This is a genomic window from Pectobacterium betavasculorum, assembly GCF_000749845.1.
Classification (GTDB): domain Bacteria; phylum Pseudomonadota; class Gammaproteobacteria; order Enterobacterales; family Enterobacteriaceae; genus Pectobacterium; species Pectobacterium betavasculorum.
In genome coordinates, this window is record NZ_JQHM01000001.1 from 144,436 (window position 1) to 170,396 (window position 25,961).

The window sequence follows — 25,961 nt, forward strand, 5'->3', positions numbered from 1 at the left end:
CAGGCATCCCTGCGGGAACCTCATCACCGTGTTTCCCCTAAATCCATGCTTAAGTGACTGATTAGGGGCGCTTGGCGTCATATTATTTATCTGGAACATGAAAGCTTGAACCTATCTTGATCCTCTGATGATTGGCGTTGGTTTCGCGATCAAACTGCGCCAGTTTTTCCAAAAACCATATGTCCTGAAACTGTACCGGGCTGCGCCTCTCAGCATTCACCGTGTGATGATCGACTCTCTCTGTGGCACTTTTGCCTACGGCTAATTTTCCTTCTCTCACGCTCGCTTCCTTCTGCCTGTATACCCATCATCCATGGTGAGTACTATCGTCCACTTTGTGTTTTAGGCGCAAATAGGTGGTGCTTATTGCTGCTATTGTCAGCAATTTTCAATAAGCATTTTTATGATTACTAACAGAATAAATCCCTGCTCACGGCAATTTCGTGCTGGAGTGGGGGGATGTTTCGGGTAGAATCGGCAACGATAACATCTTTACACACGCGTTTAGCGACGGTTTTAAGGATATTGAAAATGAAAAAGTTTGTGATTGCCTGTGCGGGAAGCCTGTTGCTTGCAAGTGCTTCTGTACATGCCATTAGCCTTTCTGGGGAAGCAGGTCGTGATTACGTCGGTGCCAGTGCGGGCTTCGGTCTGGGCATTCCGGGGCTTGCGGGTAATGTGAGCTATGCTCACGGCGACAACAGCAATGATGTATACGGTTTTGGCCTGGGATACACCATTCCTGTCGGCCCACTGAAGGTCACTGTGGGCGGCAAAGCGCTGTACCTGAATCAGGATCACGGCAATGATGGCTATGGCGTTGCACTGGGCGGTGGCGTGCAGTGGCCGCTGAGCCGTCAGTTCTCGCTGTACGGCGAAGGTTATTATGCACCGGATGCTTTCTCTAGCCATGTCGATCACTATGTCGAAGGGAAAGCGGGCGTACGCTGGCAGGTGTTTGCGCCGCTGAGCGTTGATGTCGGCTACCGTTACATCAATATGGCGCGTGAGAACGGCCCAGATAACAAGTTGGCTGATTCTGCCTATGTCGGCGTTGGTCTGAGCTTCTAATATACCCGTCATACTTCAAGCCGCAGGTGTGTTGGCTTTCCTCGCTCACCCCAGTCACTTACTTGTGTAAGCTCCTGGGGATTCACTGCGTCGCCGCCTGCCTGCAACTCGAATTATTTAGGGTATCGTGGTTTGAAAGAAAAAGAGTCGAAAAAGATTAACTGATTGACGACAGCCAGCCTGCCACCATCGCCAGTTGGATCAGGATGATGCTTATGCCGCTGGCGAACACCAGCGCTAATACCGGTGCACCACCGCGAGTCGCGCGTATTTCAGGATGCTGTTTACGTACCTGCCAGCTAAGCAGAACGGGAATGAGTAACGCCAGTACGGCCAGTGCAATCGCCGCATAGCCCAGCGCCATCACAAACCCTTGCGGATAAAAGAGTGCAAACACCAGCGGTGGAGTAAAGGTTAGTAAACCCGTCTGTGCGCGCCCAGTGACGCTATTCTTACGTTTAAACAGATCGGCTAAATAATCGAATAACCCGAGCGCCACGCCGAGGAAAGAGGTCGCTAGTGCCAGATCGGCAAACAGGTGGACGGCCAATTCAACGTGCGGTGAGGCAACCAGAGTACGAATCGCCTGCATCAATCCATTCAATCCTGCCTGATCGGTCAAAATAGCATTGAATGTCGAAGAACTCAGACTGCCCAACATCGCGAGCTGCCAGAAAATATAGGCAATAAGCGGTATCACGCTACCGATAAGGAATATCCGGCGTAGCTTGCGGCTGTCACCGCCCATGTAGTGCACGATACTGGGAATACTGCCGTGAAAGCCAAATGAGGTCAGAATAACCGGTAATGCCGAGAGCGTCAGACCCTGTTGCAGCGGCAGCGTTAAGAGATTGACGCGCTGAATGTGTGGAACCATAACGGCCAGCATGATGACGAGCATCAGTACTTTGCCGCTAAACAGAATGCGGTTGAACAAGTCGACTGAAGATGTCCCGATGCAGACGACGCCGCCAGCGACCAGCGTGAAGAGCAGAATCCCTACGGACAGCGGAAGTGAGTAGCCACTCCACTGGTTGATGCTGCTGGCGATCAGTTCGCCTGCGCCGCTGATATAGGCCGCCGTTAGCGCATACATCAGAAATAGCATACTAAAACCGGTAATCCACTGTCCCCAACGGCCGAGGTAGATTTTTGCCAACGTGCCCAACCCGGTGTGTGACGGCTGATGCTGATACACTTCAACCAGCAACAAGGCGCTGTAACACATCAGTGCCCACAGGCCGATCAATATCATCAATGTAGTACCAAATCCGACGCCAGCCGTTGCCAACGGCATCGCCAACATTCCTGCTCCAATTGTGGTACCAGCGACGATAAAAATACTGCCAAGAGTACGATTTTTCACCTATTCCTCTATATATAGCGTGGTTATCCAGATATTTTTGGCAGCAGGGTAGAGTATTCAGCGAATCCTGTCAAAACGCCGTTACGAGGAGTGTAATTTTATATTTACACTGGAGTTAGATGCATCGGCGTGGCGAATTATCGGGCTGGCTGAAAGAAAGATTGTGTTTGTTCATCTGACTTTCTAAAGTGGTTTCAGAATCATCATCAGGAGTGAAAAATGCTTAGGGTTGAGATGTTATGTACCGGCGATGAAGTGCTGCATGGTCAGATTATTGACACCAATGCAGCCTGGCTGGCGGATTATCTGTTTGCGCAGGGACTACCGATGACCAGCCGGATGACGGTGGGTGACGATCTCGATGCGCTGGTGACGGCGATAACGCAGCGTAGTCAGATAGCCGATATCCTGATTGTGAACGGCGGATTAGGGCCGACCAGCGACGATCTTAGCGCATTAGCCGCGGCCACCGCAGCAGGTGAAGGGCTGGTTGAGCATGCCGAGTGGCTGGCACGTATGGAGGCTTTTTTTGCCGAGCGCGGCAGAGTGATGGCGCCTAGCAATCGCAAACAGGCGCAAATCCCCGCGAGTGCTGAAATGGTGGATAATCCGGTGGGTACCGCCTGTGGTTTTGCGCTGCAATTGAACAAATGCCTGATGTTTTTTACGCCGGGTGTGCCGTCCGAATTCAAGGTCATGGTCGATCAGCAAATTATGCCGCGTCTGCGCGAGCGTTTTGCTGTTGCAGATGCCCCGCTGTGCCTGCGCTTGACCACTTTTGGTCGCTCTGAGAGCGATCTGGCAAGCCAGTTGGATGGAATGGCATTACCGTCGGGCGTGGTGCTGGGCTACCGTTCTTCTATGCCGATTATTGAGCTGAAGTTGACTGGCCCAGCGGCACAGAAGGAAAAAATGGAGCAGTTGTGGGAAACCGTGCGCACCGTCGCAGGGGAAAATGCCATCTTTGAAGGAACGGAAGGGCTCCCCGCACAGTTGGCTCGACGTCTTGCCGAACGTGATATGACGTTAGCGGTGAGTGAACACTTCACGGCGGGATTGCTCAACTGGCAGCTTCAGTCTGCAAGCGTTCCGCTGGCGGGCGGAGAATTGTTGGCAAACGCTCAAGACACCAGCCTATCTGGGCTAGTTGACTACGCACGCCATCTGGCAGAGCGCCAAGGCGCATCGTTAGCGCTGGTGGTCGGTAGTCGGGACGATGCTGAACTTTCCTTAGCGCTGCACACGCCCGAAGGATCTTTCGCCCAAACAATACAGTTCAACGTACAGCGTTACAGCCTGAAAACCCATCAGGAAGTCGTGGCGATGCTGGCGATGAATATGTTGCGCCGCTGGCTAAATGGCTGGCCAGTGTATGGTGGGCACGGCTGGATCTCGGTGTTGAAGACGCTGTAGTCAGCGGATTTTTATATTTGGTCGATACAAAAGTTTCGTGCGTGTTGATTACGGTGTTCTCTGTGCTTTCATCACACGCCCGACACGGGGCGGCTCAAGCGCCGCTCGCCCCGTGACCCCAGGCTTTTTGGCGTGAATTACGCCGCTGTGCGGTGCCTTCGTCGGTATCAGGCTCAACGGACCGCTTGCGACACGTTCCCGACGTGGCGCAAGCTTTCGCCGCGTCCTGCGGCTCATCCTAAGCCTGCTATCTCCTCAGCATAATTTTTTACGCCGGGTAAATCTGCCCGAAATCATCGTATCAATTCAATATAGACGATGACTAATGTTTGAAAATAAGAAGGCCAGAATCAACGTTCTGGCCTTCTTCACAAGAGAATCAATACAGTAACGAGTAGAGCTGGCGGCGGTAGCGGGCGGCGAGGGCGTCGCTGGTGCCGAGGGCGGCCATGATGTCCATCAGCGTTTTACGTGCGCTACCGTTAGCAGCGGTCAGATCTTTCTTCAGGAATCCCATCAGCAGTTCAAGCGCCTCTTCATTACGACCAACTTGATGCAGTTGCAAAGACAGTTGAACGGCCAGATCGGCATTTTGCGGGTCGGCATCCAACTGCTGCTGCAAATGCTGAATTTCTGGTGTGTCTGCTGCCTGTTTCAGCAACTCAATCTGAGCCACGAGGCTGTGATAGCGCGTGTCTTGATCTTGTAAAGGAATAGTAGCCAGCACGGCTTCGGCGTCTTCGCTGCGTTTAATTTGAATCTGTACTTCCGCCAGCATCAGGCCGATGTCGCTGCGCTGCTGGCTGAGTTGCCAGGCGTCTTTCAGCAGTTGCATTGCTTCTGGCAGTTTATCTTCCTGGATCAGTTGCTGTGCCTGAGCGACTTTCAGCTCTTCTTCTTTCGGCAATGCACGTTTCAGCAATTCACGAACCGCTTCTTCCGGCTGTGGGCCTTGAAAACCATCTAGCGGCTGCCCGTCTTTAAACAGATAAACGGTTGGGATTGAGCGCAGGCCAAACTGCGCGGCTACGCGCTGCTCGGCATCACAGTCCACCTTCGCCAGAACAAACTGTCCTGCGTATTCCTGCGCCAGCTTGTCCAGCACAGGCTCCAGTTCCAGACAGTGCTGGCTACGCGCCGACCAGAAGTAAAACAGGACGGGCAGTGTCGCGGAGTGTTCCAAAACCTGATTTAGGTTGGATTCGTTAACGTCAACGATAGTCGCTTGTTGTTCTAACATGAGTATTCTCTCTTACTTCTTGAATTCGTTTGATCTTTAGATGGGGCCTGTTGGTGTGACTTACAAGCCTCGTGCAGAGGGCGGCGCGCAATACGTCACCTTCTGCTGCCTTATCCTCGTAATACTTTATCCAACAGACACCCCGGTAGCAGACGACGCAGCCAGGTTAAGGCGTGAGCCACCAGCGTCACGGGATAGCGTAATTTAGGCCGTGAACTTTCCAGCGCATGATGGAGTTTCGGCAGTATCGCTTCCGGCGGCAGCGTGAAGCGTTTGGCGATACCGGGATTGGTGACCGGCTTGTCCGTCTGCGTTTGCGCCACGTTATCAGTAAAGCGTGTGCTAAGCGGGCCGGGTTCGATCAGGCTGACGCGCAGCCCGCTGCCGTGCAGCTCCATGCGCAACGCATCCGACCAGGCTTCCAGTGCATATTTGCTGGCGGCATACGCGCCGCGTCCCGGCGTGGACACTAGCCCCATGACCGAACTGGTCTGGATGATGCGGCCTTCGCCGTGTGGCAGCATCGCGGGCAATAGCAACTGCGTGAGCTGATGCGTGCCGAACAGATTGCTGGAAAACTGCTGTTCGAGCTGCTGGCGTGAAATCGTATTGAGTGGCCCATATAGGCCGTATCCGGCGTTGTTAAACAAGCCATACAGACGGTTATCGGTCAGTCTGATCACGTCCGCAGCGGCCTGTTCAACGCTGGCGCTGTCATCCAGATCGAGCGTAATCGCTTCCAGACCCAACGCAGCCAGACGCGCGACATCCTCTGCGCGGCGGCAGGCCGCAATCACGCGATAGCCGCGTTTTTGCAAATCCTGAGCGGCAATCAGGCCAATGCCACTGGAGCAACCGGTAATAAAGACCGTTTTTTGCATAACTTTACCTAATTCAAAAGCCTATTTATTAAGACTCATGGTTAACTAAGGGTTCCAGCTGCTTCGCCATCCATTCTGCGATAAACGGTTGAGCATCACGGGTTGGATGGATGCCATCTTCCATCATCCACTCCGGTTTAAGATACACCTGCTCCATAAAGAAAGGCAGCAGAGGAAGCGCAAACTGTTCCGCAAGTTTGGGGTACATATTGCTGAACGACTCGGTGTAGCGGCGGCCATAGTTGGTCGGCAAACGAACCTGCATGAGCAGCGGCTTAGCGTCAGCCTGTTTGACTAGCGTAATGATTTTCGCCAGATCCTGTTCGATATTAGGTGCAGGAAATCCCCGAAGCCCATCATTGCCGCCCAGTTCAATCAACACCCAACGTGGCTGATGTTGTTTCAGTAGAGCAGGAAGCCGCGCCAGCCCCTGTGCGGTGGTGTCGCCGCTAATGCTGGCGTTAACCACAGCGATGCCTTTTTTCTGCGTCTGCCACTGTGTGTTCAGCAGCGTTGGCCAGGCGTTAGCGGCTGGCATCTGGTAGCCCGCACTGAGGCTATCACCCAGAATTAATAATGTGTCAGCGGCGAAAGCGCGTACGCTGCATAATCCCAGAAGCAAAAGGACGAAAACATGTTTGCGAAGACCAGCCCAGCGAGTGCTACGCCAAGCAAAACTGCGCACGTAGAAAACATTCTTGAAGTTCATCATCTTAGTAAGCACGTTGGTCAAGGAGAGAATCGGCTTTCCATCCTTACCGGAGTTGAGCTCATTGTCAAACCTGCGCAGACAATTGCCCTGATTGGCGAATCTGGTTCCGGTAAGTCAACCTTGCTGGGGATTCTGGCTGGTTTGGATGATGGCACCGAAGGTGACGTTAGCCTGATGGGCAAGTCGCTGAACGCACTGGACGAAGAAGGTCGTGCGGCACTGCGTGCTCAACACGTCGGTTTTGTCTTCCAGTCTTTCATGCTGGTGCCGACGCTGAACGCGTTGGAGAACGTGCAATTACCGGCGTTGCTGCGCGGTGAAAGTGACAACCACAGCCGTGGGCAGGCTGAGCAACTTCTGCAACAGCTCGGCCTGGGGGAGCGCTTACATCATCTTCCCGCCCAGCTTTCCGGTGGTGAACAGCAGCGTGTGGCGCTGGCGCGTGCGTTCAGCGGTCGTCCTAACGTGTTGTTTGCCGATGAGCCAACCGGGAATCTGGATCGTAAAACCGGTGAACGCATCGTTGATTTGCTGTTTTCACTCAATCGCGACTATGCCACCACGTTGATTCTGGTGACGCACGATGAGCAATTGGCAGCACGCTGCGAGCGACGTCTGCGGTTAGTCGACGGCAAGCTGCGGGAGGACGCATGATCTGGCGGTGGTTCTGGCGCGAATGGCGCTCTCCTTCCTTACTGATTGTCTGGCTGGCGTTAACGCTGGCGGTGGCCTGCGTGCTTGCCCTGGGTACGATCAGCGACCGCATGGAGAAAGGGCTCAGTCAGCAGAGCCGTGATTTTCTGGCGGGTGACCGCGTGCTGCGTGCATCGCGGCCTGTCGCGGAAACCTGGCTTCTGGACGCGCAGCAGCGCGGGCTGACGCTTAGTCGGCAGATCTCCTTTATGACCATGACGTTTGCGGGCGATACGCCGCAGTTGGCGCAGGTCAAGGCTACCGACCAGCGCTATCCGCTGTATGGCAATTTGCAGACGCGTCCTGAGGGGCTTCATGCGCAAGCAGGAACGGTGCTGGTGGCCCCGCGCCTGTTGGCGCTACTCGAGCTGAAAGTCGGTGACATGCTGGACGTCGGCGATACCTCGCTGCGCATCAGCGGCGAGCTGATTCAGGAACCCGATTCTGGCTTTAATCCGTTTGAAACCGCGCCGCGCATTCTGATGAATCTGGACGATGTCGAGAAGACGGGAGCAATTCAGCCGGGTGGCCGCATTACCTGGCGCTACATGTTTTCCGGCAATGAAAAACAGATTAGTGAGTTCAGCAACTTCATCAAGCCACAGCTCAAGCCCGATCAGCGTTGGTATGGCATGGAAGATTCTGAAGGTGCGCTGAGCCAGTCGTTAAAACGGTCACAGCAGTTCCTGTTGTTGTCGGCGCTGCTCACGCTGCTGTTGTCCATCGCCGCTGTTGCGGTGGCCATGGGGCATTACTGCCGCAGCCGCTATGATTTGGTCGCTATTCTGAAAACATTGGGGGCTGGTAAACAAGCACTGAGGCGATTAATCATCGGCCAATGGCTCTCTGTGCTTGGATTGGCGGCGGTTTGCGGTAGCGTGCTTGGGCTAGGGTTTGAAGCGCTGTTGATGAAAATGCTGGCTCCGGTGCTACCTGCTGCATTGCCAGCCTCTGGGCTATGGCCGTGGGTATGGGCGTTGGGATCGCTGGTGTTGATTTCGCTGTTGGTTGGGCTACGACCGTATCGACTGTTATTGGCGACACAGCCGCTGCGCGTGCTGCGTCAGGATGTGGTAGCGAATGTGTGGCCGTTGCGCTACTACCTGCCAGTTGTTGTGCTTATTGTCGTTGGCCTGCTGGCCGTGTTGTCCGGTGGTGGCGTGCTGCTGTGGTCGCTGCTCGGCGGTGTTGCTGTGCTGTCGCTACTGCTGGGCGTTATCGGCTGGGGCGGGTTGTTGCTGTTACGGCGTTTGACGGTTAAACGACTGGCGTTGCGTCTGGCTATTAATCGCCTGTTGCGTCAGCCGTGGTCGACGCTCAGCCAACTGGCCGCGTTTTCGCTGTCCTTCATGCTATTGGCGTTGCTGCTGGTGATGCGTGGTGATTTGCTCGAGCGCTGGCAGCAGCAGTTGCCACCGGGCAGCCCGAACTATTTCCTGCTGAATATCACGGCGGAACAGGTGCCGCAGGTGAGGGAATTCCTTTCTCAGCATAATGTGATGCCGGAGCAGTTCTTCCCGATTATTCGTGCGCGGCTGACGGAGATTAATCAACAGATCGCGACGGAAGTGATCCATGAGGACGATCCGGGTGGCAACACGGTAAACCGTGAACTGAACCTGACCTGGATGAACGGGATTCCACAACATAACGTGCTGGTGGAAGGGGAAGCGCCGAAGGCGGGCGAAGTCTCGATGGAAGCGAAAGAAGCCAAAGAGATGGGGATCAAGATTGGTGATACGCTGACCTTTACCGGTGATACGCAGCCGTTTAGCGCCACGGTGACCAGTTTCCGTCAGGTAGACTGGGAAAGTCTACGTCCGAACTTCTTCTTTATTTTCCCCGTGGGGGCGTTGGACAACCAGCCACAGTCCTGGCTGACCAGCTTCCGTTACGATGGCGATGAGAAGATGATTACTCAACTGAATCGTCAGTTCCCGACGGTGAGCGTGATGGATATCGGCAGTATTCTGCGTCAGGTGGGTCAGGTCTTGCAGCAGGTAAGTCGTGCGCTGGAGATTATGGTCATTCTGGTGCTGTTCTGCGGTGTATTGCTGCTGCTGGCACAAATTCAGGTCGGGATGCGCCAACGGCGTCAGGAACTGATGGTGTACCGAACACTGGGCGCGGGATTACGCTTGTTGCGCACTACGCTATGGTGTGAGTTTGCGGTACTTGGGTTGGTAGCGGGAACGGCAGCGGCGATTGGTGCGGAATCAGCTCTGTGGTTGTTGCAGCGTAAAGTCTTTAACTTTGCCTGGGAACCGAATGTCACGATGTGGATAACGCTTCCGTTAATCGCGGCGTTCCTTTTGTCACTCTGCGGCGGCTGGCTGGGATTGCGGCTGTTACGTGGTAAAGCACTGTTCCGGCAGTTTGCTGGATAACGCATTGCATACCGCCATGCTTCAAGCTGCATATGTGTTGGTTTTGTTACTCGGCCCATTCGTGGGCCTCAGCCCTTGGCGGGCGGGTAGTGAGTGGGGTCGTGATGTCCTTGGCACCTTTCATTGTGTTGTGCCTGGGCGTAGGGCGTTTTTTCATCTCTCGTAGGTGTGCAGAAATCAGTGAAAACGCTGGCGTCATCCGCCAGCGTTTTCACGATGTGCGTGCTAACAAATACGCGGTAAAGGTTCCGCATGAGGAAGATCCAGCGTGCGCTTCACGCTGTAAAGCCCGGTTATGCGTACACCTTTCCGTTCGGTGACTTCGCCAATCAACGCCGCATCACATCCCAACGGGTGCTGATGTAGGGCTTCCATCACGGCGGGCGCGGATTCTCGGCGGGTAATAATGACCACTTTACCCTCATTGGCGAAATTTAGCGGATCCAGTCCCAGCAGTTCGCACACGCCGCGGACAACGGGTTTTACTGGTAGCCGTGCCTCGATAATGTCCATCCCATATCCGCTGCTGGCCGCAAATTCATGTAGCACGGCATTCACGCCACCGCGCGTGGCATCGCGTAGCGCTTTGACGCCGGGTATCGGTAGCAGCATTTGAATCAGGGGCGTTAACACCGCACAGTCGCTGGCTAGCTCACCTTCCAGACCAAGCTGTTCGCGCAGATTGAGAATCGTCGCCCCGTGGTCGCCCAGCGTTCCGCTGACGATAATGACATCGCCTTTGTCGATCTGATGGGTTCCCCAGCACACCTGACGGGGAATGGCACCGATGCCAGCGGTGTTAATGAAAATTTTATCCGCCGCGCCGCGCGGAACCACTTTGGTGTCACCAGTGACGATATCCAGACCAGCTTCCTGAGCAGTTTGCGCCATGCTGCGTACAATAGTTTCCAGCATCTCCAGACTTAACCCCTCTTCGAGGATAAAGCCGCAGGAGAGCCAGCGTGGTCGCGCACCGCTGACGACAATGTCATTGGCTGTGCCACAAATTGCCAGTTTTCCAATATTCCCACCGGGAAAGAATAACGGATCAATGACATAGCTGTCGGTAGAGAAAGCCAGCCGGTCGCCGCTGGCAGTCAGCTCTGCCAGCGATAAGCGTGCCGCATCTTCTTGTTCTGCAAGCCATGGATTAGAGAAGGCCTCTATAAACAGGCTGGAAATCAACTGTTGCATTGCTCGGCCGCCGCTGCCATGGGCGAGGGTAATGGTTTTCATCATGCCGTCTCCTGTGCGCGATATTGATACCAGGCGGCGCACGCGCCCTCGGAAGAAACCATCAGCGCGCCGAAGGCACTTTGTGGCGTGCAGATTGTGCCGAAGAGCGAGCATTGGTGGGGTTTACAGCGCCCGGTTAATACGTCTCCACAACATGCCCGTGGATCGTCACTGGTATCTTGCGGCTGTAGGCGAAAATAACGTTCCGCATCGAACTGCTGGTAATCTGGGGTTAATGTCACGCCGGATTCACCAATAATGCCCAAACCACGCCATTCGGCGTCACCTTTCAGCATGAAAACGTCCGCTATCGCTTTTTGCGCTAGCGTGTTGCCTGCATCTGGCACCACACGGCGGTACTGGTTTTCAATATCAGGTTGGCCGGCGATTTTTTGCTCGATCAACATGAGAACACTTTGCAGCAGATCAACCGGTTCAAATCCCGCGATTACCAACGGGCGCTGGAATTCAGTGGCGATAAACTGGTAAGCATCGACCCCGATTACCATGCTGACATGTCCCGGCGCGATAAAAGCGTCAATGCTGTTATCCGGCTGTATCAGCAGGCTGCGTAGGGTGGGGATGATGGTAATGTGCTGACAAAAAAGGTAAAAATTGTTGATGCCATCAGCCTTGGCTTGTTGCAAGGTGAGAGCGGTTGCTGGCATGGTGGTTTCAAACCCCAAGGCGAAAAATACCACTTTGCGCTGTGGATTATCGCGAGCCAGTTTTAGTGCATCCAGAGGGGAGTAAACCACGCGGATGTCTGCTCCGCGGGCGCGGGCATTCAGTAAAGAGCCATTTTTCCCCGGAACACGCAAGGCGTCACCGAAGGTACAAAAAAGCGTTTCTGGATGGCTGGCTATCTCAAGGCAGTTGTCGATACGCCCCATCGGCAGGACGCACACTGGGCAGCCTGGACCGTGAATAAATTCAATATTTTCCGGCAACAGTTGATCAATACCAAAGCGGTATATCGCGTGCGTATGACCTCCGCAGACCTCCATAATGCGCAATGGACGCTGTTTGGTATAAGAAAGCATTGGAGCCCGCTGGTTAAGGTGGGCAATAAGCGCCATCACTTTCTCGGGATCGCGGTATTCATCGACAAGATGCATTAGCGTCGATCCTCACCGTACAGCAACACGCCGACATCCGGTTCGACGCCAAACATCTTTTGTAATATCTCCAGCGTGTTGCGGGCTTCCTGTTCGTCAATCACGCTCATGGCGAAGCCGACATGCACCAATACCCACTGATCAATTCGTGATTGACCATCGTCGTCATACGCACCAACTAATAACATGTTCACTTCGCGACGAATGCCGCAAACATCCACCCAGGCAGCACTGTCGCCGATAAGCTCTTTTACCTGACCGGGAACGCCTATGCACATTGTTGTTGGGCCTCCAGCCACGTTAACCACTGTTCCATACCGTCGCCTTTGGTGGCGGAAACCAGCAGGATTTCAATACCCGGGTTCACCTCCCGGGCGTAGGCCAGACATTTTTCAACGTCAAAATCGAGATACGGCAGCAAATCCACTTTGTTCAGTAGCATCAGGGAGGCCGCCGCAAACATATGTGGATATTTTAGCGGCTTGTCTTCTCCTTCCGTGACGGAAAGTACCACCACCTTGTGACGTTCGCCCAGATCGAAACTTGCAGGGCACACCAGATTGCCAACGTTTTCGATAAACAGTATCCCACTATTCACCAGTTGCAGACGCTGCGTGGCGTCATGGATCATTTGTGCATCCAGATGGCAGCCTTTTCCCGTGTTGACCTGAATGGCAGGCGTACCGGTTTCGCGTATACGGGCTGCATCGTTGCTGGTTTGTTGGTCGCCTTCAATAACGGCACATTCGGCGCGACCGTGCAGGCGTCGCAGCGTTTCCGTCAATAGTGTGGTTTTGCCGGAACCGGGGCTGGATACCAGATTGAGCGCCAACTGCCGTCTGGCAGAAAACTGCTTGCGATTGTGGGTTGCGATCTGGTTGTTTTTATCAAGAACATCGATTTCTATTTGCAGCATCCGGCGCTGCGTCATTCCCGGTGCGTGGGTTCCCGCTGCTCCATGTCCGTAGTGCAAATCACCCGAACGGGTTTCCTTAGGTATAAAAGAAGGTGTTTTCAGTCCGGTAATCTTTATGGCTGGATGCACGGCGGGTGCAAAAGGAGCACTGCGAAAAGCGGAATGAGGATTATGTTCATCCCCTTCGATATAGCGGTTACCTTCGCCGCAACCACAGGTTGTACACATACTAAATCTCCTGTTCTATTTCCATGCGTTTGAGCTGGATGCCATCGTCAGCCACAATTCGCAGGTTATCGCCCTGACATTGCGGGCAGCGACGTACCTGGATGGTTAACAGCGTGACTGACTGTTGGCAGTCATAACACCAGCACTCAGCTTCCTGCTGGTGCAGATGGAGCTGGCATCCTTCCGCCAGCGTGCTGCGACATACCATGCCAAAACAAAAATCGAGGGCGCTGGTTTCAACGCAAGAAAAAGCGCCAACTTCTAGCCAGACGGCGGTGACCTTTTTGGCGCCGTGTTGCTGGGCTTGTTGTTCAATGATTTCGATGGCGCGCTGACAAAGCGTGAGTTCATGCATAATGTCTCCGAAGCAAAACCATACCGCCGTAAGCGGGATGCCATACTTGTCCGGCGGCTTTTTCTGCCTTAAGAGGTTTTATTTTCTCAGCTACTGAAAGCCTTTTTTTTGATGCTGTCGGGTATTGTGATGAGATTTCGGCCAAATATTTCCCTCGGTAGGATGAAAAGTAAGGGTAATAAGAGTAGAGGTATTCGGGAAGCAATACGCGTGCCGTTTTTTTGACGGAATTCTATTATTGCTCATCAATATAAGGATGTGTGGTATGTGAGGGTTTAATTATATTTCCAGCAACATGTACCGATGGTTTCATAATAAATGGTTTTTTATGATGGTTTGCTATATGTCTCATGCTTAAGGTCTATGGGTTCAATATTATCGTCGTATTATTGCATTGTTTTCTATTATTGGAATAAATTAGTTTGTCGACAGATTATAGGAATGACGCTGTGATATATAGCAAATATCATTACCCTATCCCGAAAGTAGAATAATATTTATTAGTGAATGTTTTATTGATAATTATTTATAGTGCTATGTTTTTTACCACACAAAAATGCAGGTGCTAAATGTGAGGAAATAAAAATATTGTGTCAGATCAAAGTACCGGGTACTGTCGGTTTTATTATTTTTCCACCTCCTTATAATTAGTGCATCTTAATTCGGAAGTGGTAGCTAAATCCCCGATGATTTCACTCAATACTTCCCGAGTCGCTGGCAACTGGAATATCCGGCGCGAGAAACTGGCCGATATCGCGGAGGCATTGCTCCTCCAGCAGGATCCGCTTTCCGTTTTATCGGTCCTGACCGCTCTATCCTCGGAGTTCGTTTTCTTCCAGTCGGCTACATTGTTGTTGCCTAACGATGGTTTCTGGCAGCGGGATGTCACACAGGAAACACCGGAGCAGGACGAGTTTTGCACGGATGGCGGACGCTGTACCGTGCCGCTAAATGGTACGAGCCGATTACAGGGGGAATTGAGTTTTATTCGTTCCCGTGGTGGACACTTTACGCCAGAAGAGCTTGGTTTTCTGCGTCAGGTGGCGTGCATTGCTGGCGGGGTGCTTTCCCATATTTGCCACAACAAAACCTTGCTTGATGAGTCCCACCAGATGCGACATCAGCGCGATCATTTCCGCATTCTGGTCGATATTACGAATTCGGTGCTATCTCATCTGGAGATGGATGCGTTGGTGCAGGAAGTCTCGCGGGAGATCCACCGTTTTTTTGGCGTTCAGTATATTGCGATGGCGCTCAGCAACAGTGAAAAACCCGCTGATTTCCGCCTGTGGTCGGCCTATTATGCCCCTGATTCCCCGGTATCCCGCCACCAGAGTACATTTCCTCGTGCGAAATCGTTAACTGAGCACGTTCTACAAAGGCACGAGGTTGTCGTGCTCAACCTTGACGACGAACGCTGCCAGCAGGCTCGCGATATTTTTTTTGATGAATTGCGTTCCCACCAGTTGTCTACGGTGTGTCTGTTGCCGCTCTCTTTCAATAGTAAACCGTTAGGGGTGCTGGTTCTGGCCTATGAGCAAGCGGATTTTTTTCATGACAATCATCTGAATCTGTTGCAGCAAATAGCGGCTCGTATCGGCATCGCTGTGGATAACGCCGATGCTTACGGTCAGATTTCGCGTCTGAAAGATACCCTAAAGAATGAAAATATCTGGCTTAATGCGCGTATTCAGAACACGGATGCCGAGGGCGATATCATATATCAAAGCGCTCAGATGCGGTCAGTATTGGAGCAAATGCGTATGGTGGCGACGAGCGATAGTACCGTACTGATCCTCGGGGAAACCGGTACGGGTAAAGAGCTGATTGCACGGGCTATCCATAAGATGAGCTATCGCCATAAGGGGGCAATGGTCAAAATGAACTGTGCCGCCGTGCCTTCCGGTCTGTTGGAAAGCGATCTGTTTGGGCATGAAAAAGGGGCATTTACTGGCGCGTCCACGGTTCATATCGGGCGTTTTGAAATGGCGGAAGGTGGCTCGCTGTTTTTGGATGAAATTGGCGATATGCCGCTTGAGCTTCAGCCCAAGCTGTTGCGGGTGCTACAGGAGAGAGAAATCGAGCGGCTGGGTAGTAATAAGGTTATCCCGGTAGATGTACGCCTGATTGCCGCAACCAATCGCGACCTGAAGCAGATGTCGATGGATCGCGAATTCAGAAGCGATTTGTATTACCGGCTGAATGTTTTCCCAATCTCTATCCCGCCTCTACGCGAACGGCCTGAAGATATTCCTCCGCTGGCGAAATTCTTTGTCCAGAAAATTGCGCATAGAATGAAACGTAGTATAGATAATATTCCGGCGCAGGCGCTGCGCCAGCTCTGCCAGTACCCCTGGCCGGGAAATGTGCGAGAGCTGGAAAATGTCATCGAAAGGGCGGTGATCCTGACCCGAGGTTCAACGCTGAATTTGCAGATGCACGAGCTAAATGTGCCTGTACCGTCTGTATCGATGAAAGGGAATAAAATTGCTCTGACGTCGCCGCCGGAAAACGATGAGAATGAACGTCAGCGCATCATTCAGGTGCTGAGAGAAACCAACTGTGTGGTGGCAGGGCCACGTGGTGCTGCCCTGCGGTTAGGGCTGAAACGCACCACGCTGCTTTCTCGTATGCAGCGATTGGGGATTTCGGTATACGATTTATAACGGTCTGACGGGTAAATTGCCGGAGCCTGGCTCCGGCATGATGGTGTCTGGCTAGACTTCTTCAGCCGTTAGCTGAGCAAACGGGCCGTTACCCTCCCATTCAGGCAGTTTCCGATACACGGTTTCTACTGCCTGTTTGATTTTTTCCGTCATCGGGTAACAGAACCCGACAATATCTGGCTGAATCCCCAGAAAAATGACGTCTGGAACCGTCTCTTTTAATCGCTCGATTAAGAAGTTAAGCGGCATGTTGTGCGTGCTCATCATAAACATTTCGGCAATGTCGTCTGGGTCGATAAGACGTATGTCACCCGGCATTAACCCCATATCGGCAGCGTCCACAATGAGTACCCGATCGGGGCGTAACGCCTGAATGTGATGCGTCATATCTTCCGGCGTGGCACCGCCATCAATTGGAATCCAGCCCGTAATCGGGCCGGACGCCATCATTTCCGCCAGAAGCGGGCCGGCACCGTCGTCACCCATCATTTTGTTACCGACGGTCAGAAGGATATCAGGTGTGGTATGTGTCATCGGTTCATCCTACTTTATTGGCAATCTGTTTTTTTACGATGAGATAAATAGCGGGCTCTTGCTGAATTTCTGCCAGCAGACGCAGTAGTGTGGCACTCCAGGTTTGAAACGGCTCTAACTGAGCAGTTTGCGCCAATGGCGCCAGCGCATGAGCCAGCATGTCGACGTGCGTGCTATCGATATAAATTTCTCCGAAGGTTAGCAGACCATTCATTTTGCGCTGTGCGTCTCCGGTGCCGAGCATGGCTGTCCACTGCGGATAGCGATCGAGATCGCAGGCCAGCTCGGCTTTCAGGCAATCGATCACGCCGACATGATGGCCAATCGCCAGTGAGTAATACATCACCTGCTGGGGTTGTTCGGGCACTGATTCGCTGTCGAGAAATTTCTGGCGCAGCGACCAAAAGATAACCTGATCCTCAGACATTCGGTGCCTCCCGCAATAGCTGCATCAGGCACTGTACGATTTCACGCAGGCGCGGGTCGTTTCCCTCGCTGAGCCAGACATCCACTTTTTTGGCGGCAGTGGAGAGGTCGGAGTCAGCCAGCAGAGTCAGTAACCGATCGCTGATTTCACGGCCTTGCCGATATCCGGCAAGTCGACGTGCCTCCCGCTCAACCATAACGCGTGTTGCCAGCGGTATGGTGGGTAGCAGGGTTTCCGCCCGCTCTCCCGGCAACTGAATGTGGTCTTGCCCTTTCAGTTTTTGCTCCAGCAGGCCGAGTGCTACGGCAAAGCCGTGGATCGTTGCGGCGGGTGTCGGTGGGCAGCCAGGGATCCAGACATCAATAGGGACAATGCTTTCACTACCGCCCCATACGCAATACAGGTCGTGGAAAATTCCACCGCCGCAGCCGCACGCCCCATAGGAGATACAAATTTTAGGATCCGGCGCAGATTCATAGGCGCGCTGGGCGGGAACCCGCATTGCGCGGGTGACTGCACCGGTAAACAGTAAGACATCGGCGTGACGTGGCGAGGCCACCACTTTGATACCGAAACGTTCGGCATCAAATAGGGGCGTAATTGCGGCGAAGATTTCGATTTCGCAACCGTTACAGCCACCACAGTCAACACGATAGACGTAAGCTGAACGCTGAATATCTTTCAGCAGATGCCTTTTCAACTGGGTGGCCTGCTCATCAAGGGTAATGGGCTGGCTGACATGATGGTTTATTTTCATTTCTGGCTGGCTCATTTTGCCTCTCCAATATGGTAATCCAGATTGGTGCGACCGTGATGATTCAGACTTTGCTCACGTTTGCAGGCTGGACAGGTTTCAAACTGGGGTCGCATGTCTTCTATGCTTTCAGCATCAATACCGGAATGTGCCAGCAGCGCCATGGCATATTCCACCGATTTATCTGCGGCGAAGGGCTGACTGCACACTCGGCACTTCAGCAGAGTAAAGGTGGCGCGGGTATATAAGTCCGGTTTGTGGGTTACGGCCAGTTCAAAATCTGCTGATAGCTGAATGGCGCGGGTCGGGCACACTTCTTCACAGCGGCCGCAAAAGATGCAGCGCCCAAGAAACAGTTGCCAGGTGCGGGCACCAGACTCAATGTCGGTTTCCATGGTCAGCGCATTGGCGGGGCAGGCGATGGTACAGGCACCGCAGGCGATGCATTGCTGGGCATCGTATTCCGGTTTACCGCGAAATCCGGTGCAAACCTCCAGAGGCGCAAACGGATATTTGATGGTGACATTGCCAGCCTGCCAGATGGTTTTAAATAATTTCAGCATCATTCATCCCTCATTTCAGCGGCGAATTCTTACGCTCAATGCTGTAACGCTCGATCTCTTTGTAAGGCACCGTAGTGGATTTGCGTTTTTTAATGTCCACCAGCGTAACGCGGTCGGTGCATGAATAGCAGGGATCGAGGCTACCGATAATAAGCGGCGCATCGGATACGGTGTTACCGCGCAGCATATAGCGCAGCACCGGCCAGTTTGCGTAAGTTGCGGCACGGCAGCGCCAGCGGAACAGTTTCTGGTTGTCACCTAGCATGCTCCAGTGAACGTCTTCTCCGCGCGGGGCTTCGGTATAGCCCAGCGCGAACTTATACGGTTGGTAGGTAAAGCCTTCGGTCAGCAGAGGGCCTTCTGGCAGGTGAGCCAGACCGAATTCCACCATAGATAAAGATTCCAGCGTCTCTTTCACTCGCACCATTACACGGGAGAACACATCACAGCCGTCCAGTGTGAACAGCGTTTTCGGCAGCGAGCTGTAGCCTGCGTAATCATGGTCGAAACGCATATCGCGGGCAAAACCACTGCCGCGGATCATCGGGCCAACCGGGCTGTAGTCACGCGCGATGTTACGATCCAGCAGGCCGATGCCTTGGGTACGTTGCTCCATATTGGGTGTGTTGAGCAGCATATCGACCAGTTGGGTCACTTCGGCACGCATTTCCTGGACCAGTTTGATCCCTTTCTGACGCTGTTCTTTCAGGATGTCACGGCGGATACCGCCGATCAGATTGAGTCCGTAGGTTTTCCGCGCGCCGGTTAACAGCTCCGCCAGTGCCATGGATTTCTCTCTGACTCGGAAGAACTGCATAAACCCGGTATCGAAGCCGGTAAAGTGGCTGGACAGTCCGATATTAAGCAGGTGGCTGTGCAGGCGCTCCACTTCCAGCAATATACTGCGGATAGCGTGAGCGCGCGGTGGCACGTAGATGCCCAGCGCGTTCTCCACCGAGGAGGTATAAGCTACGCTGTGCGCGAAACCACAAATCCCACATACTCGATCAGACAGGAACGTCACTTCGTTATAGCCCATGCGGGTTTCCGCCAGTTTTTCCATACCGCGGTGGACATAGAATAGGCGGTAGTCCGCATCGACAATACGTTCTCCGTCAACAAAAAGACGGAAGTGGCCGGGTTCATCGGAGGTTATGTGCAGAGGGCCAACGGGGACGATGCGTGCCTCGCTGCCGCCTTCGTTTTTAAACTGATAGGTTTCAGTTTGGGTCGTTGGCTCCGGGCGTTGCCGATAGTCCATGGTGTCTTTACGCAGCGGATAGAGATCGTCGGGCCAGTCATCCGGCAGCACCAGACGACGCTCATCCGGTAGCCCGACCGGGTGCAGGCCGTACATGTCTCGAATTTCGCGCTCCCCCCATACGGCGGCGGGAACTCGCGGGGTGACGGAAGGGAATTCCAGCGTCAGGGGATCGACATACGCCTTAACCACGATCCAACACTTCTCCCCCTGTTCCATGGAGAGCGCATAATAGACGGCGTAATTACCGGTTAACGTCCGTTCGTCGTTGCCAAACAGCACCGGTAGCCAGCCGCCTAACTGGTAATAAATAAATTCTACGACGTCTGGCAGCGACTCGGTTTTTATCGTAATAGTCAGTTGATCGTGAGTTTGCCACTCCTCATCGAGTACCACCGCAGGGAATTTATGGCGAATTTGTGCCAGGTAGTTCCCCCCCAGTTTTTGGTCGCTCTGAATGGCCCTGACGTGATTATCGTAAGTCACTTTTCTCTCCTGATGAGGTATTAACAGCACGGCGGCCAGCGATACTCACGGTATTATCGGAGCCACTTGCCCAGGGCCAGGTGTAATGCGGTTGTACGGCACGGCTGTTGCGTTGCAGTACGACGCTGGCCGCGTTTTCGAGTATTTGTATTACGGGGTGTGGAATGCTGGTTCCCATGATCAGCATGAGCACTAATAGGACGTCCATGGGCAAGGTGGTGAGAAGCCCACGTTCGCCCCGGCTGACCTGCTGTGGCGCAGAACCAAAAATGATGGACGAGATCATGCGCACCAGCTCTCCCATCACCAGCGTCAACAACAGCAGTACCAGTATCAGCGTCTGAAGTGAATACAACCAGCAGGACGCCGCAGGACGTTTTACGCCGATGACCATCGGCGAGGTGAACATCATCAGCCCCGCCAGATTATTGATGATAAGTGAACCGGTCATGATCAATCTCCCTTATCCAAGCCAGATTACGGCAATGATGCTGGAACAAAACGACATCACGATCAGTACCAACAGCACCAGTTGCATCGTTATGGGCAGCGGTGAGGCTTGAACCAGTTCTTCACTAGGTTCTCCGGGTACAACCTGGCCGAACCAGTAGATAAGCCAGGAGAAGCTGGCGACAGACTCGATCAGCACTAACACCATCAGCGGCGTCATTACCCAGAATTCGCGAGACATAGCGAACCCTGCTGCAAAGATGGGGAATTTGCTGAAAAAGCCGTTAAGCGGCGGAACGCCTGCGATAGCCAGTGCCGCGATACAGAAACCGATACCCACGACGGGCAATTTGTTGATCACGCCACGTAAACGGGGTAACAGGCGGGTGCCACAACAGTAGCTGAGGGAACCGACCACCAGGAAGAACAGACTTTTCGCAAAGGCGTGGTTGAAAATGTAGGCAATTCCACCGTCAAAGGCTTCACGGGAGCCAAAGATGGCGATGGACAAAGCAAGGAAGATGTAGCCCAACTGGGTGATGGTGGACCATGCTAACAGGCGTTTCATATCTTTCTGCGGCAGGTACATCAGGAAACCGTAGACGATAGTCAAGGTGGCCATGCCGATGCCTATCCAGCCGATCACTAGCGGGATATGCCCAGATTCAACAATGGCGCGGGCGTAGATATATACTCCGACTTTCACCATTGAGGCGGTATCCATGTAGGCACTGGCCGGCGTCGGTGCTTCCATGGCATCCGGTAGCCACGCCTGTAAAGGCAACTGAGCCGATTGGCCCCAAGCCGCAAACAGAATACCGCCGAACACCAGCAGCGCCGGAGTACCGCTAAGCTGGGACAAAGCACTCAACGCAAACGTACCCGTTGAGATAAACAGCGTGGCGGCGGCAATAAACAGACCCAGAGAGGCAATGTGAGTTATCAGCAACGCTTTCAACGCCGAGCGCTGTGACTTTGCTGTTTGATAGTAGCCAATCAGCGCCCACGAGCAGCCACCTGTTATCTCAAAAAATAATAACTGACCGAGGAGCGTGGAAGACATGACCAGCCCGACCATGGCACCAATCAAGATCAGCAGGAGAGCATAATAGCGGTTGGTCCCCTCATGCGGATGTTCGCGGTTGTCTGTATTCATATAGCCAATTGAATACAGGCTAACCAGTAGACCGAGGAAGACGACGGCAAAAACGATCAGCGTACTGATGCGATCGACCGTAAAACCAAACAGCGCCACGTTGCCATAGCTCAGAAGGGGAAGCGTGACGGCTACTTTCCCGTGTGCCAGGAAGCCCCAGCCCAGCACCAGAGTGCCAAGCGTTGCCAGCAAGGCGAAACCTGTGCAAAGCCATTTCGCGTTGCGTTTCGGCGAACATGCCGTCAGCAACGCGCCAATAAATGGCAGTAACAACGTTGCGAGGGCCGTATTGGTCATAAAGGATGAACTTTCCATCATGATTTTTCAGACTCCTTACAGACCGATCAGATAAAACACAAATGACAGCGTGGCAACGCCAAATCCTACCCAGGTGATCCGGTGAGTCAGCAGGAAGCGTCCGCGAGCCAGACTGTTTTCAAATAGTGACGCCAGTACAAAAATCACCAGCAGTTTGATCAGCATCAGGACAAGCGCTATCAGCAGGGAGACTGCGGTGATGTCCGCCGCTTTACCGAATGGCATGAACACCGCCAGAAACAGTGCGGCAACTACCACCTGCTTTAGGCCAATGCCCCACTTCACCAGCGCCAGAGCACAGCCGGAGTATTCGGTCAGCGGCCCTTCCTGCAACTCCTGCTCCGCCTCTGCGACGTCAAACGGAATTTTTCCCATCTCGATAAAACTGGCAAAGCCGCAGGCCAGTAGCGCCAGCAGCGTTGCCGTCGGTGAGATCCAGGCGTCCGTCAGCGCGGCGCTGATAGTCCCGATGTTTGTGGAACCCACTATCAGGGCGACAACCAACAGACCAAGAATGAGTGTTGGTTCAACCAATACGCCCAGCGTCAGTTCACGACTGGCACCGATGCCCGCGAAGGTGCTGCCAGTATCGAGACCGGATAGAGAGAAGAAGAAACGGAACAGAGCAAACAGATACAGTAGCGTGATGATGTCACCCGCATCGCCAAAGGGCGAAGTGCGGGTCAATACCGGTAGCGTCATTGCGATCAGTAACATGCTACCCAGTAACACCCAGGGCATCGCGCGAAAGATTATGCCGGATTGCGCCGGAGCGACGTCCTGACGTCCGAGCAGTTTGACTATATCGCGGTAGTCTTGCCAGATACCCGGCCCACGGCGTGAGTGCATGCGGGCGCGGATCTGGCGGGAGATACCGGTAAATAAAGGTGTCAGTAACAAAAGAATCCCTGCCTGTATCAGTGCAAAGATGCCCATCATTAGCGACGGAGTTTCTTGCATCGTCATGATCTTTCCCTCACACCGCGACAATCAACAGCAGTACGGTCAGTGCTGCAACCACGTACAGACAATAGAGGCGGAAGTCGCCGCCCTGTAATCGCCGTAGCTGTGCGCCAATACGTCGTACCAGACGCACCAGCGGGTAAATGATTTTTTCATCCCAAAATGGCTCGATGATGGTGGCTCCTTGAGTGATACCTTGCAGTGCTCTGGATAGCTGAGGGGCTGGATTAAGCCGCTGACGCATGCGATAGAGCCCGCTGAACATCGCGCGCAGCGGTTGCGTAAAGCCGCTGGCCGAGACGGCCATCTGCGGTTCCCAGGCGTAACCACTCGCCCATGGGTCACCATGGCGGCGAAACGCGGGACGATTACCTTTCAGGAATAACCAGATCAAGAGTGGCAGCACTGGCAACGCGATGAGCAGGATAAAGACGAGTGCTGGGGAGAACATCGCCTGCTCGGCCTGAGCCGGAATCAGCAGGTTTCCCTGAGCGACTGCCACGTCCTGAGCACCGTTCAGCGACATCGCAACCTGAGCAATAATGGGTGCTACCTTGCTTGCACCAAGGCCGAGCGCTACGCAGCACAGTGCCAGCAGCAACATGGATAACGTCATTTGCCACGGTACTTCACGGGCCTGACTGGCTACCCCGCTGCGTGGTGCGCCGCAAAAACTGATGCCATAGACCTTGACGAAGCACATCGCGGCTAATGCCCCCGTAATGGCCAGCATCACAATGGCCACGGGTGCACTTAGGCGCATTAGAACATTGCCGTCGTGGCTCATGCTGAACAGTGACTGGTAGGTGTACCATTCACTGATAAAGCCATTGAGCGGCGGCAGGGCGGAGATGGACATACAGCCAATCAGAAAGGCCAATGCGGTTTTAGGCATGAGTTTGCCGAGGCCACCCATTTTTTCCATATCATGGGTATGCAGGCGGTAGATGACGGCACCAGCGCCTAAAAACAGCAGCCCTTTAAACACGGCGTGATTCAGCAGATGATAGAGTGCGCCCAGCAAGCCGAGCGTAGCTAATACCTGGTTCTGAGTGGCGATGCCGACTATCCCTACGCCTACACCCATCAAAATGATCCCGACGTTTTCGACGGTATGCCAGGCTAGCAGGCGCTTAATGTCGTGCTCTGCCAGCGCATACAGCACACCCAGTACGGCGGAAACAGATCCGAATGTCAGTACCACAATCCCCCACCACAGTTGTGGAACCACCAGCAGATCGATACCCACTTTGATGATGCCGAAGATGCCTATTTTCACCATGACGCCGGACATCAACGCGGAGGCGTGAGACGGTGCTGCTGGGTGGGCGCGCGGCAGCCAGCTGTGCAATGGCAGCATGCCCGCTTTGGCACCGAAACCGAAAAAGGCCAGCAGAAAGACGACTGAGGACAGCACTGGGGAGAGCGATAACCGGCGGAATGCCGCAAAATCCAAGCTGCCGCTTTCTCTCCACATGAGGAAGAACGCGATCATGATCAGCACCGATCCGACATGGGCAATAAAGAAGTAGAGCAGGCCAGCGCTTACGGATTCACGATCCTGTTCAGAAATAACCAGAAACCAGGAGGCTAGCGACATGGCTTCAAACAGGATGATGAAGTAGAACGCATTATCCATCACGACCAGACCCACCATGGACGCGATGAACAGATTCATAAAGCCCCCCATACTGCCGGCACCTCGTCCTACATATTCACGGACATAGGCGATGGAGTAGAGCGAGCAGACTGTGACGAGCAGCGAGATGACCGTCACCATAAAGGCGGCCAACATATCGAGACGCACAGTAAAGGCAGCAAAGTGAAATAGGCCCTGCGTAGCGTATAGCTGAATCTGCCCGCTCAACAATACGGGTATTGCGCTGCATAACCCCAGTACGCCCCCGCAGATAGCGGTAATGGCGGCGATGATGATTGACGCATTTTCTTTGCGCGCCATGAGCAGGGATAACGCTGCGCCAGTGAGGTAACAGATCGCAGACCACTGAAGCAACTGAAGTGAATCCATGATTATTCGCCCCCTTCCTGCTGCACGGACATGAAACCCCGTTCATGAAAGGATGACAGCAGGGTTTTCAAACGTCTGGATTGGCTGTTGGTGCTGATGGATTGGCTATCCACCAGAGAGATGGATTTGGTCGGACAGACCCGGATACATTCAGGACCCGTATCTTGGAAATCACATAGATCGCATTTCACCGCGATGGTGCGAATACCGGCGTTCCAGGCGATAAAAGGGTTAGTACCGGGCGCGCTACCGGGAACGTCACGTAGCAACGCTTCGGGAATCACGTTTTGTAGCAGAGCAGGGGTATTAACCGACGTGCTGCCGGACGGAGTAATTGCGCCGAAAGGGCAAACCAGCCCGCAGAGTTTACAGCCGATACACAGACTTTCATTCAGCACAATGGCTGCGTTTTCATGCGTAATAGCATTTACCGGACAGACGCGGGCGCAGGGGGCATCTTCGCACTGGCGGCACATTAACGGGGCAGTTTTATCCCCAGTTTTCACCACGGTTAGTCGGGGGAGTCCCTGTAACCCCTGTGCTTTATGTACTGACGTACATCCGGCCATGCAGGTATTACACCCAATACAGATCTCAGGGTCCGCAATAACAAAGCGGTTCATGTTCAGTCCTCAGGTTCAGACGACGGAAAGTAAATCATTACCTGCACCATAAGCACAATCCGTACCATTATTTTATTTCTTTTTTATTCAATTGGTTATGTTTTATTTGAGCGAA

The 25,961-nt window shown here is 53.5% G+C and carries 25 protein-coding genes; 5 read left to right on the top strand and 20 right to left on the bottom strand.

Features of this window, described 5'->3' with window-relative positions; translation table 11 throughout:
- Positions 1-82: 82 nt before the first annotated feature.
- The gene (locus KP22_RS22120; protein WP_081923374.1) at positions 83-280 is read right to left on the bottom strand and encodes a hypothetical protein; all 198 of its coding nucleotides are present in this window, start codon (positions 278-280) and stop codon (positions 83-85) included.
- 251 nt (positions 281-531) lie between these two features.
- Between KP22_RS22120 and KP22_RS00605 the strand changes: the two genes are divergently transcribed.
- Complete coding sequence (locus KP22_RS00605; RefSeq protein ID WP_039301849.1) at positions 532-1,071, top strand: YfaZ family outer membrane protein; 540 nt, start codon at positions 532-534, stop codon at positions 1,069-1,071.
- 157 nt (positions 1,072-1,228) lie between these two features.
- On the opposite strand, the gene tyrP is transcribed toward KP22_RS00605, so the two are convergent.
- Positions 1,229-2,437, bottom strand: coding sequence for a tyrosine transporter TyrP (gene tyrP, locus KP22_RS00610; RefSeq protein WP_039301852.1), 1,209 nt, complete (start codon positions 2,435-2,437; stop codon positions 1,229-1,231).
- Positions 2,438-2,656: 219 nt separating this feature from the next.
- Here tyrP and KP22_RS00615 point away from each other — a divergent pair, with 219 nt between their 5' ends.
- Positions 2,657-3,850, top strand: coding sequence for a nicotinamide mononucleotide deamidase-related protein YfaY (locus KP22_RS00615; protein ID WP_039321766.1), 1,194 nt, complete (start codon positions 2,657-2,659; stop codon positions 3,848-3,850).
- Between the two features lie 379 nt (positions 3,851-4,229).
- On the opposite strand, the gene KP22_RS00620 is transcribed toward KP22_RS00615, so the two are convergent.
- The 3 genes from KP22_RS00620 to tesA form a co-directional block, all read right to left on the bottom strand.
- Positions 4,230-5,090 carry a co-chaperone YbbN gene (locus KP22_RS00620; RefSeq protein WP_039301856.1) on the bottom strand — a complete coding sequence of 287 codons (861 nt, stop codon included), beginning with the start codon at positions 5,088-5,090 and terminating at the stop codon, positions 4,230-4,232.
- 110 nt (positions 5,091-5,200) lie between these two features.
- Positions 5,201-5,971, bottom strand: coding sequence for an SDR family oxidoreductase (locus KP22_RS00625; RefSeq protein WP_039301857.1), 771 nt, complete (start codon positions 5,969-5,971; stop codon positions 5,201-5,203).
- 28 nt (positions 5,972-5,999) lie between these two features.
- Entirely contained in the window at positions 6,000-6,680 is a 681-nt protein-coding gene (gene tesA, locus KP22_RS00630) for a multifunctional acyl-CoA thioesterase I/protease I/lysophospholipase L1 (protein ID WP_197061557.1), read from the bottom strand.
- Here tesA and ybbA point away from each other — a divergent pair.
- Together ybbA and ybbP are read left to right on the top strand one after the other, a co-directional pair.
- Positions 6,606-7,337 (top strand): putative ABC transporter ATP-binding protein YbbA, encoded by a 732-nt coding sequence (ybbA, locus tag KP22_RS00635; protein WP_052012446.1) that lies wholly within the window; start codon positions 6,606-6,608, stop codon positions 7,335-7,337. The genes tesA and ybbA overlap by 75 nt on opposite strands.
- Entirely contained in the window at positions 7,334-9,763 is a 2,430-nt protein-coding gene (gene ybbP / locus KP22_RS00640) for a putative ABC transporter permease subunit YbbP (RefSeq protein WP_039301861.1), read from the top strand. Before ybbA ends, ybbP begins: the two co-directional genes overlap by 4 nt.
- 225 nt (positions 9,764-9,988) lie before the next feature.
- Here the strand turns inward: ybbP and hypE are convergent, their stop codons facing one another.
- From hypE to hypA, 5 genes are read right to left on the bottom strand one after another with little or no spacing between them, the layout of a single operon-like run.
- Positions 9,989-10,999, bottom strand: coding sequence for a hydrogenase expression/formation protein HypE (gene hypE, locus KP22_RS00645; RefSeq protein WP_039323365.1), 1,011 nt, complete (start codon positions 10,997-10,999; stop codon positions 9,989-9,991).
- A complete protein-coding gene (gene hypD / locus KP22_RS00650; RefSeq protein WP_039321768.1) occupies positions 10,999-12,117 on the bottom strand; it encodes a hydrogenase formation protein HypD in 1,119 nt (372 codons plus the stop codon). The genes hypE and hypD overlap by 1 nt, the downstream gene beginning before the upstream one ends.
- Entirely contained in the window at positions 12,117-12,395 is a 279-nt protein-coding gene (locus KP22_RS00655) for a HypC/HybG/HupF family hydrogenase formation chaperone (protein WP_039301865.1), read from the bottom strand. The genes hypD and KP22_RS00655 overlap by 1 nt, the downstream gene beginning before the upstream one ends.
- Entirely contained in the window at positions 12,386-13,261 is an 876-nt protein-coding gene (gene hypB, locus KP22_RS00660; RefSeq protein WP_039321771.1) for a hydrogenase nickel incorporation protein HypB, read from the bottom strand. The genes KP22_RS00655 and hypB overlap by 10 nt, the downstream gene beginning before the upstream one ends.
- Position 13,262: 1 nt before the next feature.
- Positions 13,263-13,616, bottom strand: a complete 354-nt coding sequence (hypA, locus tag KP22_RS00665) for a hydrogenase maturation nickel metallochaperone HypA (RefSeq protein ID WP_039301870.1) — start codon at positions 13,614-13,616, stop codon at positions 13,263-13,265.
- A 686-nt stretch (positions 13,617-14,302) separates the two neighbouring features.
- Between hypA and KP22_RS00670 the strand changes: the two genes are divergently transcribed.
- Positions 14,303-16,282 carry a sigma 54-interacting transcriptional regulator gene (locus tag KP22_RS00670; protein WP_052012447.1) on the top strand — a complete coding sequence of 660 codons (1,980 nt, stop codon included), beginning with the start codon at positions 14,303-14,305 and terminating at the stop codon, positions 16,280-16,282.
- A gap of 51 nt (positions 16,283-16,333) precedes the next feature.
- Here the strand turns inward: KP22_RS00670 and hycI are convergent, their stop codons facing one another.
- Genes hycI through KP22_RS00720 form a run of 10 tightly spaced genes read right to left on the bottom strand, consistent with a single transcriptional unit; the run spans position 16,334 to position 25,846 of the window.
- A complete protein-coding gene (gene hycI, locus KP22_RS00675) occupies positions 16,334-16,816 on the bottom strand; it encodes a hydrogenase maturation peptidase HycI (protein ID WP_039301876.1) in 483 nt (160 codons plus the stop codon).
- A 4-nt stretch (positions 16,817-16,820) separates the two neighbouring features.
- Entirely contained in the window at positions 16,821-17,243 is a 423-nt protein-coding gene (locus KP22_RS00680) for a formate hydrogenlyase maturation HycH family protein (RefSeq protein ID WP_039321774.1), read from the bottom strand.
- The gene (locus KP22_RS00685) at positions 17,236-18,015 is read right to left on the bottom strand and encodes an NADH-quinone oxidoreductase subunit B family protein (protein ID WP_039321777.1); all 780 of its coding nucleotides are present in this window, start codon (positions 18,013-18,015) and stop codon (positions 17,236-17,238) included. Before KP22_RS00685 ends, KP22_RS00680 begins: the two co-directional genes overlap by 8 nt.
- Positions 18,012-18,560: a hydrogenase 4 subunit H gene (gene hyfH / locus KP22_RS00690; RefSeq protein WP_039302844.1), complete on the bottom strand. Its 549-nt coding sequence runs from the start codon at positions 18,558-18,560 to the stop codon at positions 18,012-18,014. Before hyfH ends, KP22_RS00685 begins: the two co-directional genes overlap by 4 nt.
- A gap of 10 nt (positions 18,561-18,570) precedes the next feature.
- A complete protein-coding gene (locus KP22_RS00695) occupies positions 18,571-20,280 on the bottom strand; it encodes a hydrogenase large subunit (RefSeq protein ID WP_425311574.1) in 1,710 nt (569 codons plus the stop codon).
- A 13-nt stretch (positions 20,281-20,293) separates the two neighbouring features.
- The gene (locus KP22_RS00700; RefSeq protein WP_039301888.1) at positions 20,294-20,758 is read right to left on the bottom strand and encodes a hypothetical protein; all 465 of its coding nucleotides are present in this window, start codon (positions 20,756-20,758) and stop codon (positions 20,294-20,296) included.
- A 12-nt stretch (positions 20,759-20,770) separates the two neighbouring features.
- A complete protein-coding gene (locus KP22_RS00705; RefSeq protein ID WP_039302848.1) occupies positions 20,771-22,228 on the bottom strand; it encodes a hydrogenase 4 subunit D in 1,458 nt (485 codons plus the stop codon).
- An 18-nt stretch (positions 22,229-22,246) separates the two neighbouring features.
- Positions 22,247-23,197 (bottom strand): respiratory chain complex I subunit 1 family protein, encoded by a 951-nt coding sequence (locus KP22_RS00710; protein WP_039321783.1) that lies wholly within the window; start codon positions 23,195-23,197, stop codon positions 22,247-22,249.
- Between the two features lie 10 nt (positions 23,198-23,207).
- A complete protein-coding gene (hyfB, locus tag KP22_RS00715) occupies positions 23,208-25,223 on the bottom strand; it encodes a hydrogenase 4 subunit B (RefSeq protein ID WP_039301892.1) in 2,016 nt (671 codons plus the stop codon).
- A 2-nt stretch (positions 25,224-25,225) separates the two neighbouring features.
- Positions 25,226-25,846, bottom strand: a complete 621-nt coding sequence (locus KP22_RS00720; RefSeq protein WP_039321786.1) for a 4Fe-4S dicluster domain-containing protein — start codon at positions 25,844-25,846, stop codon at positions 25,226-25,228.
- Positions 25,847-25,961 lie beyond the last annotated feature (115 nt).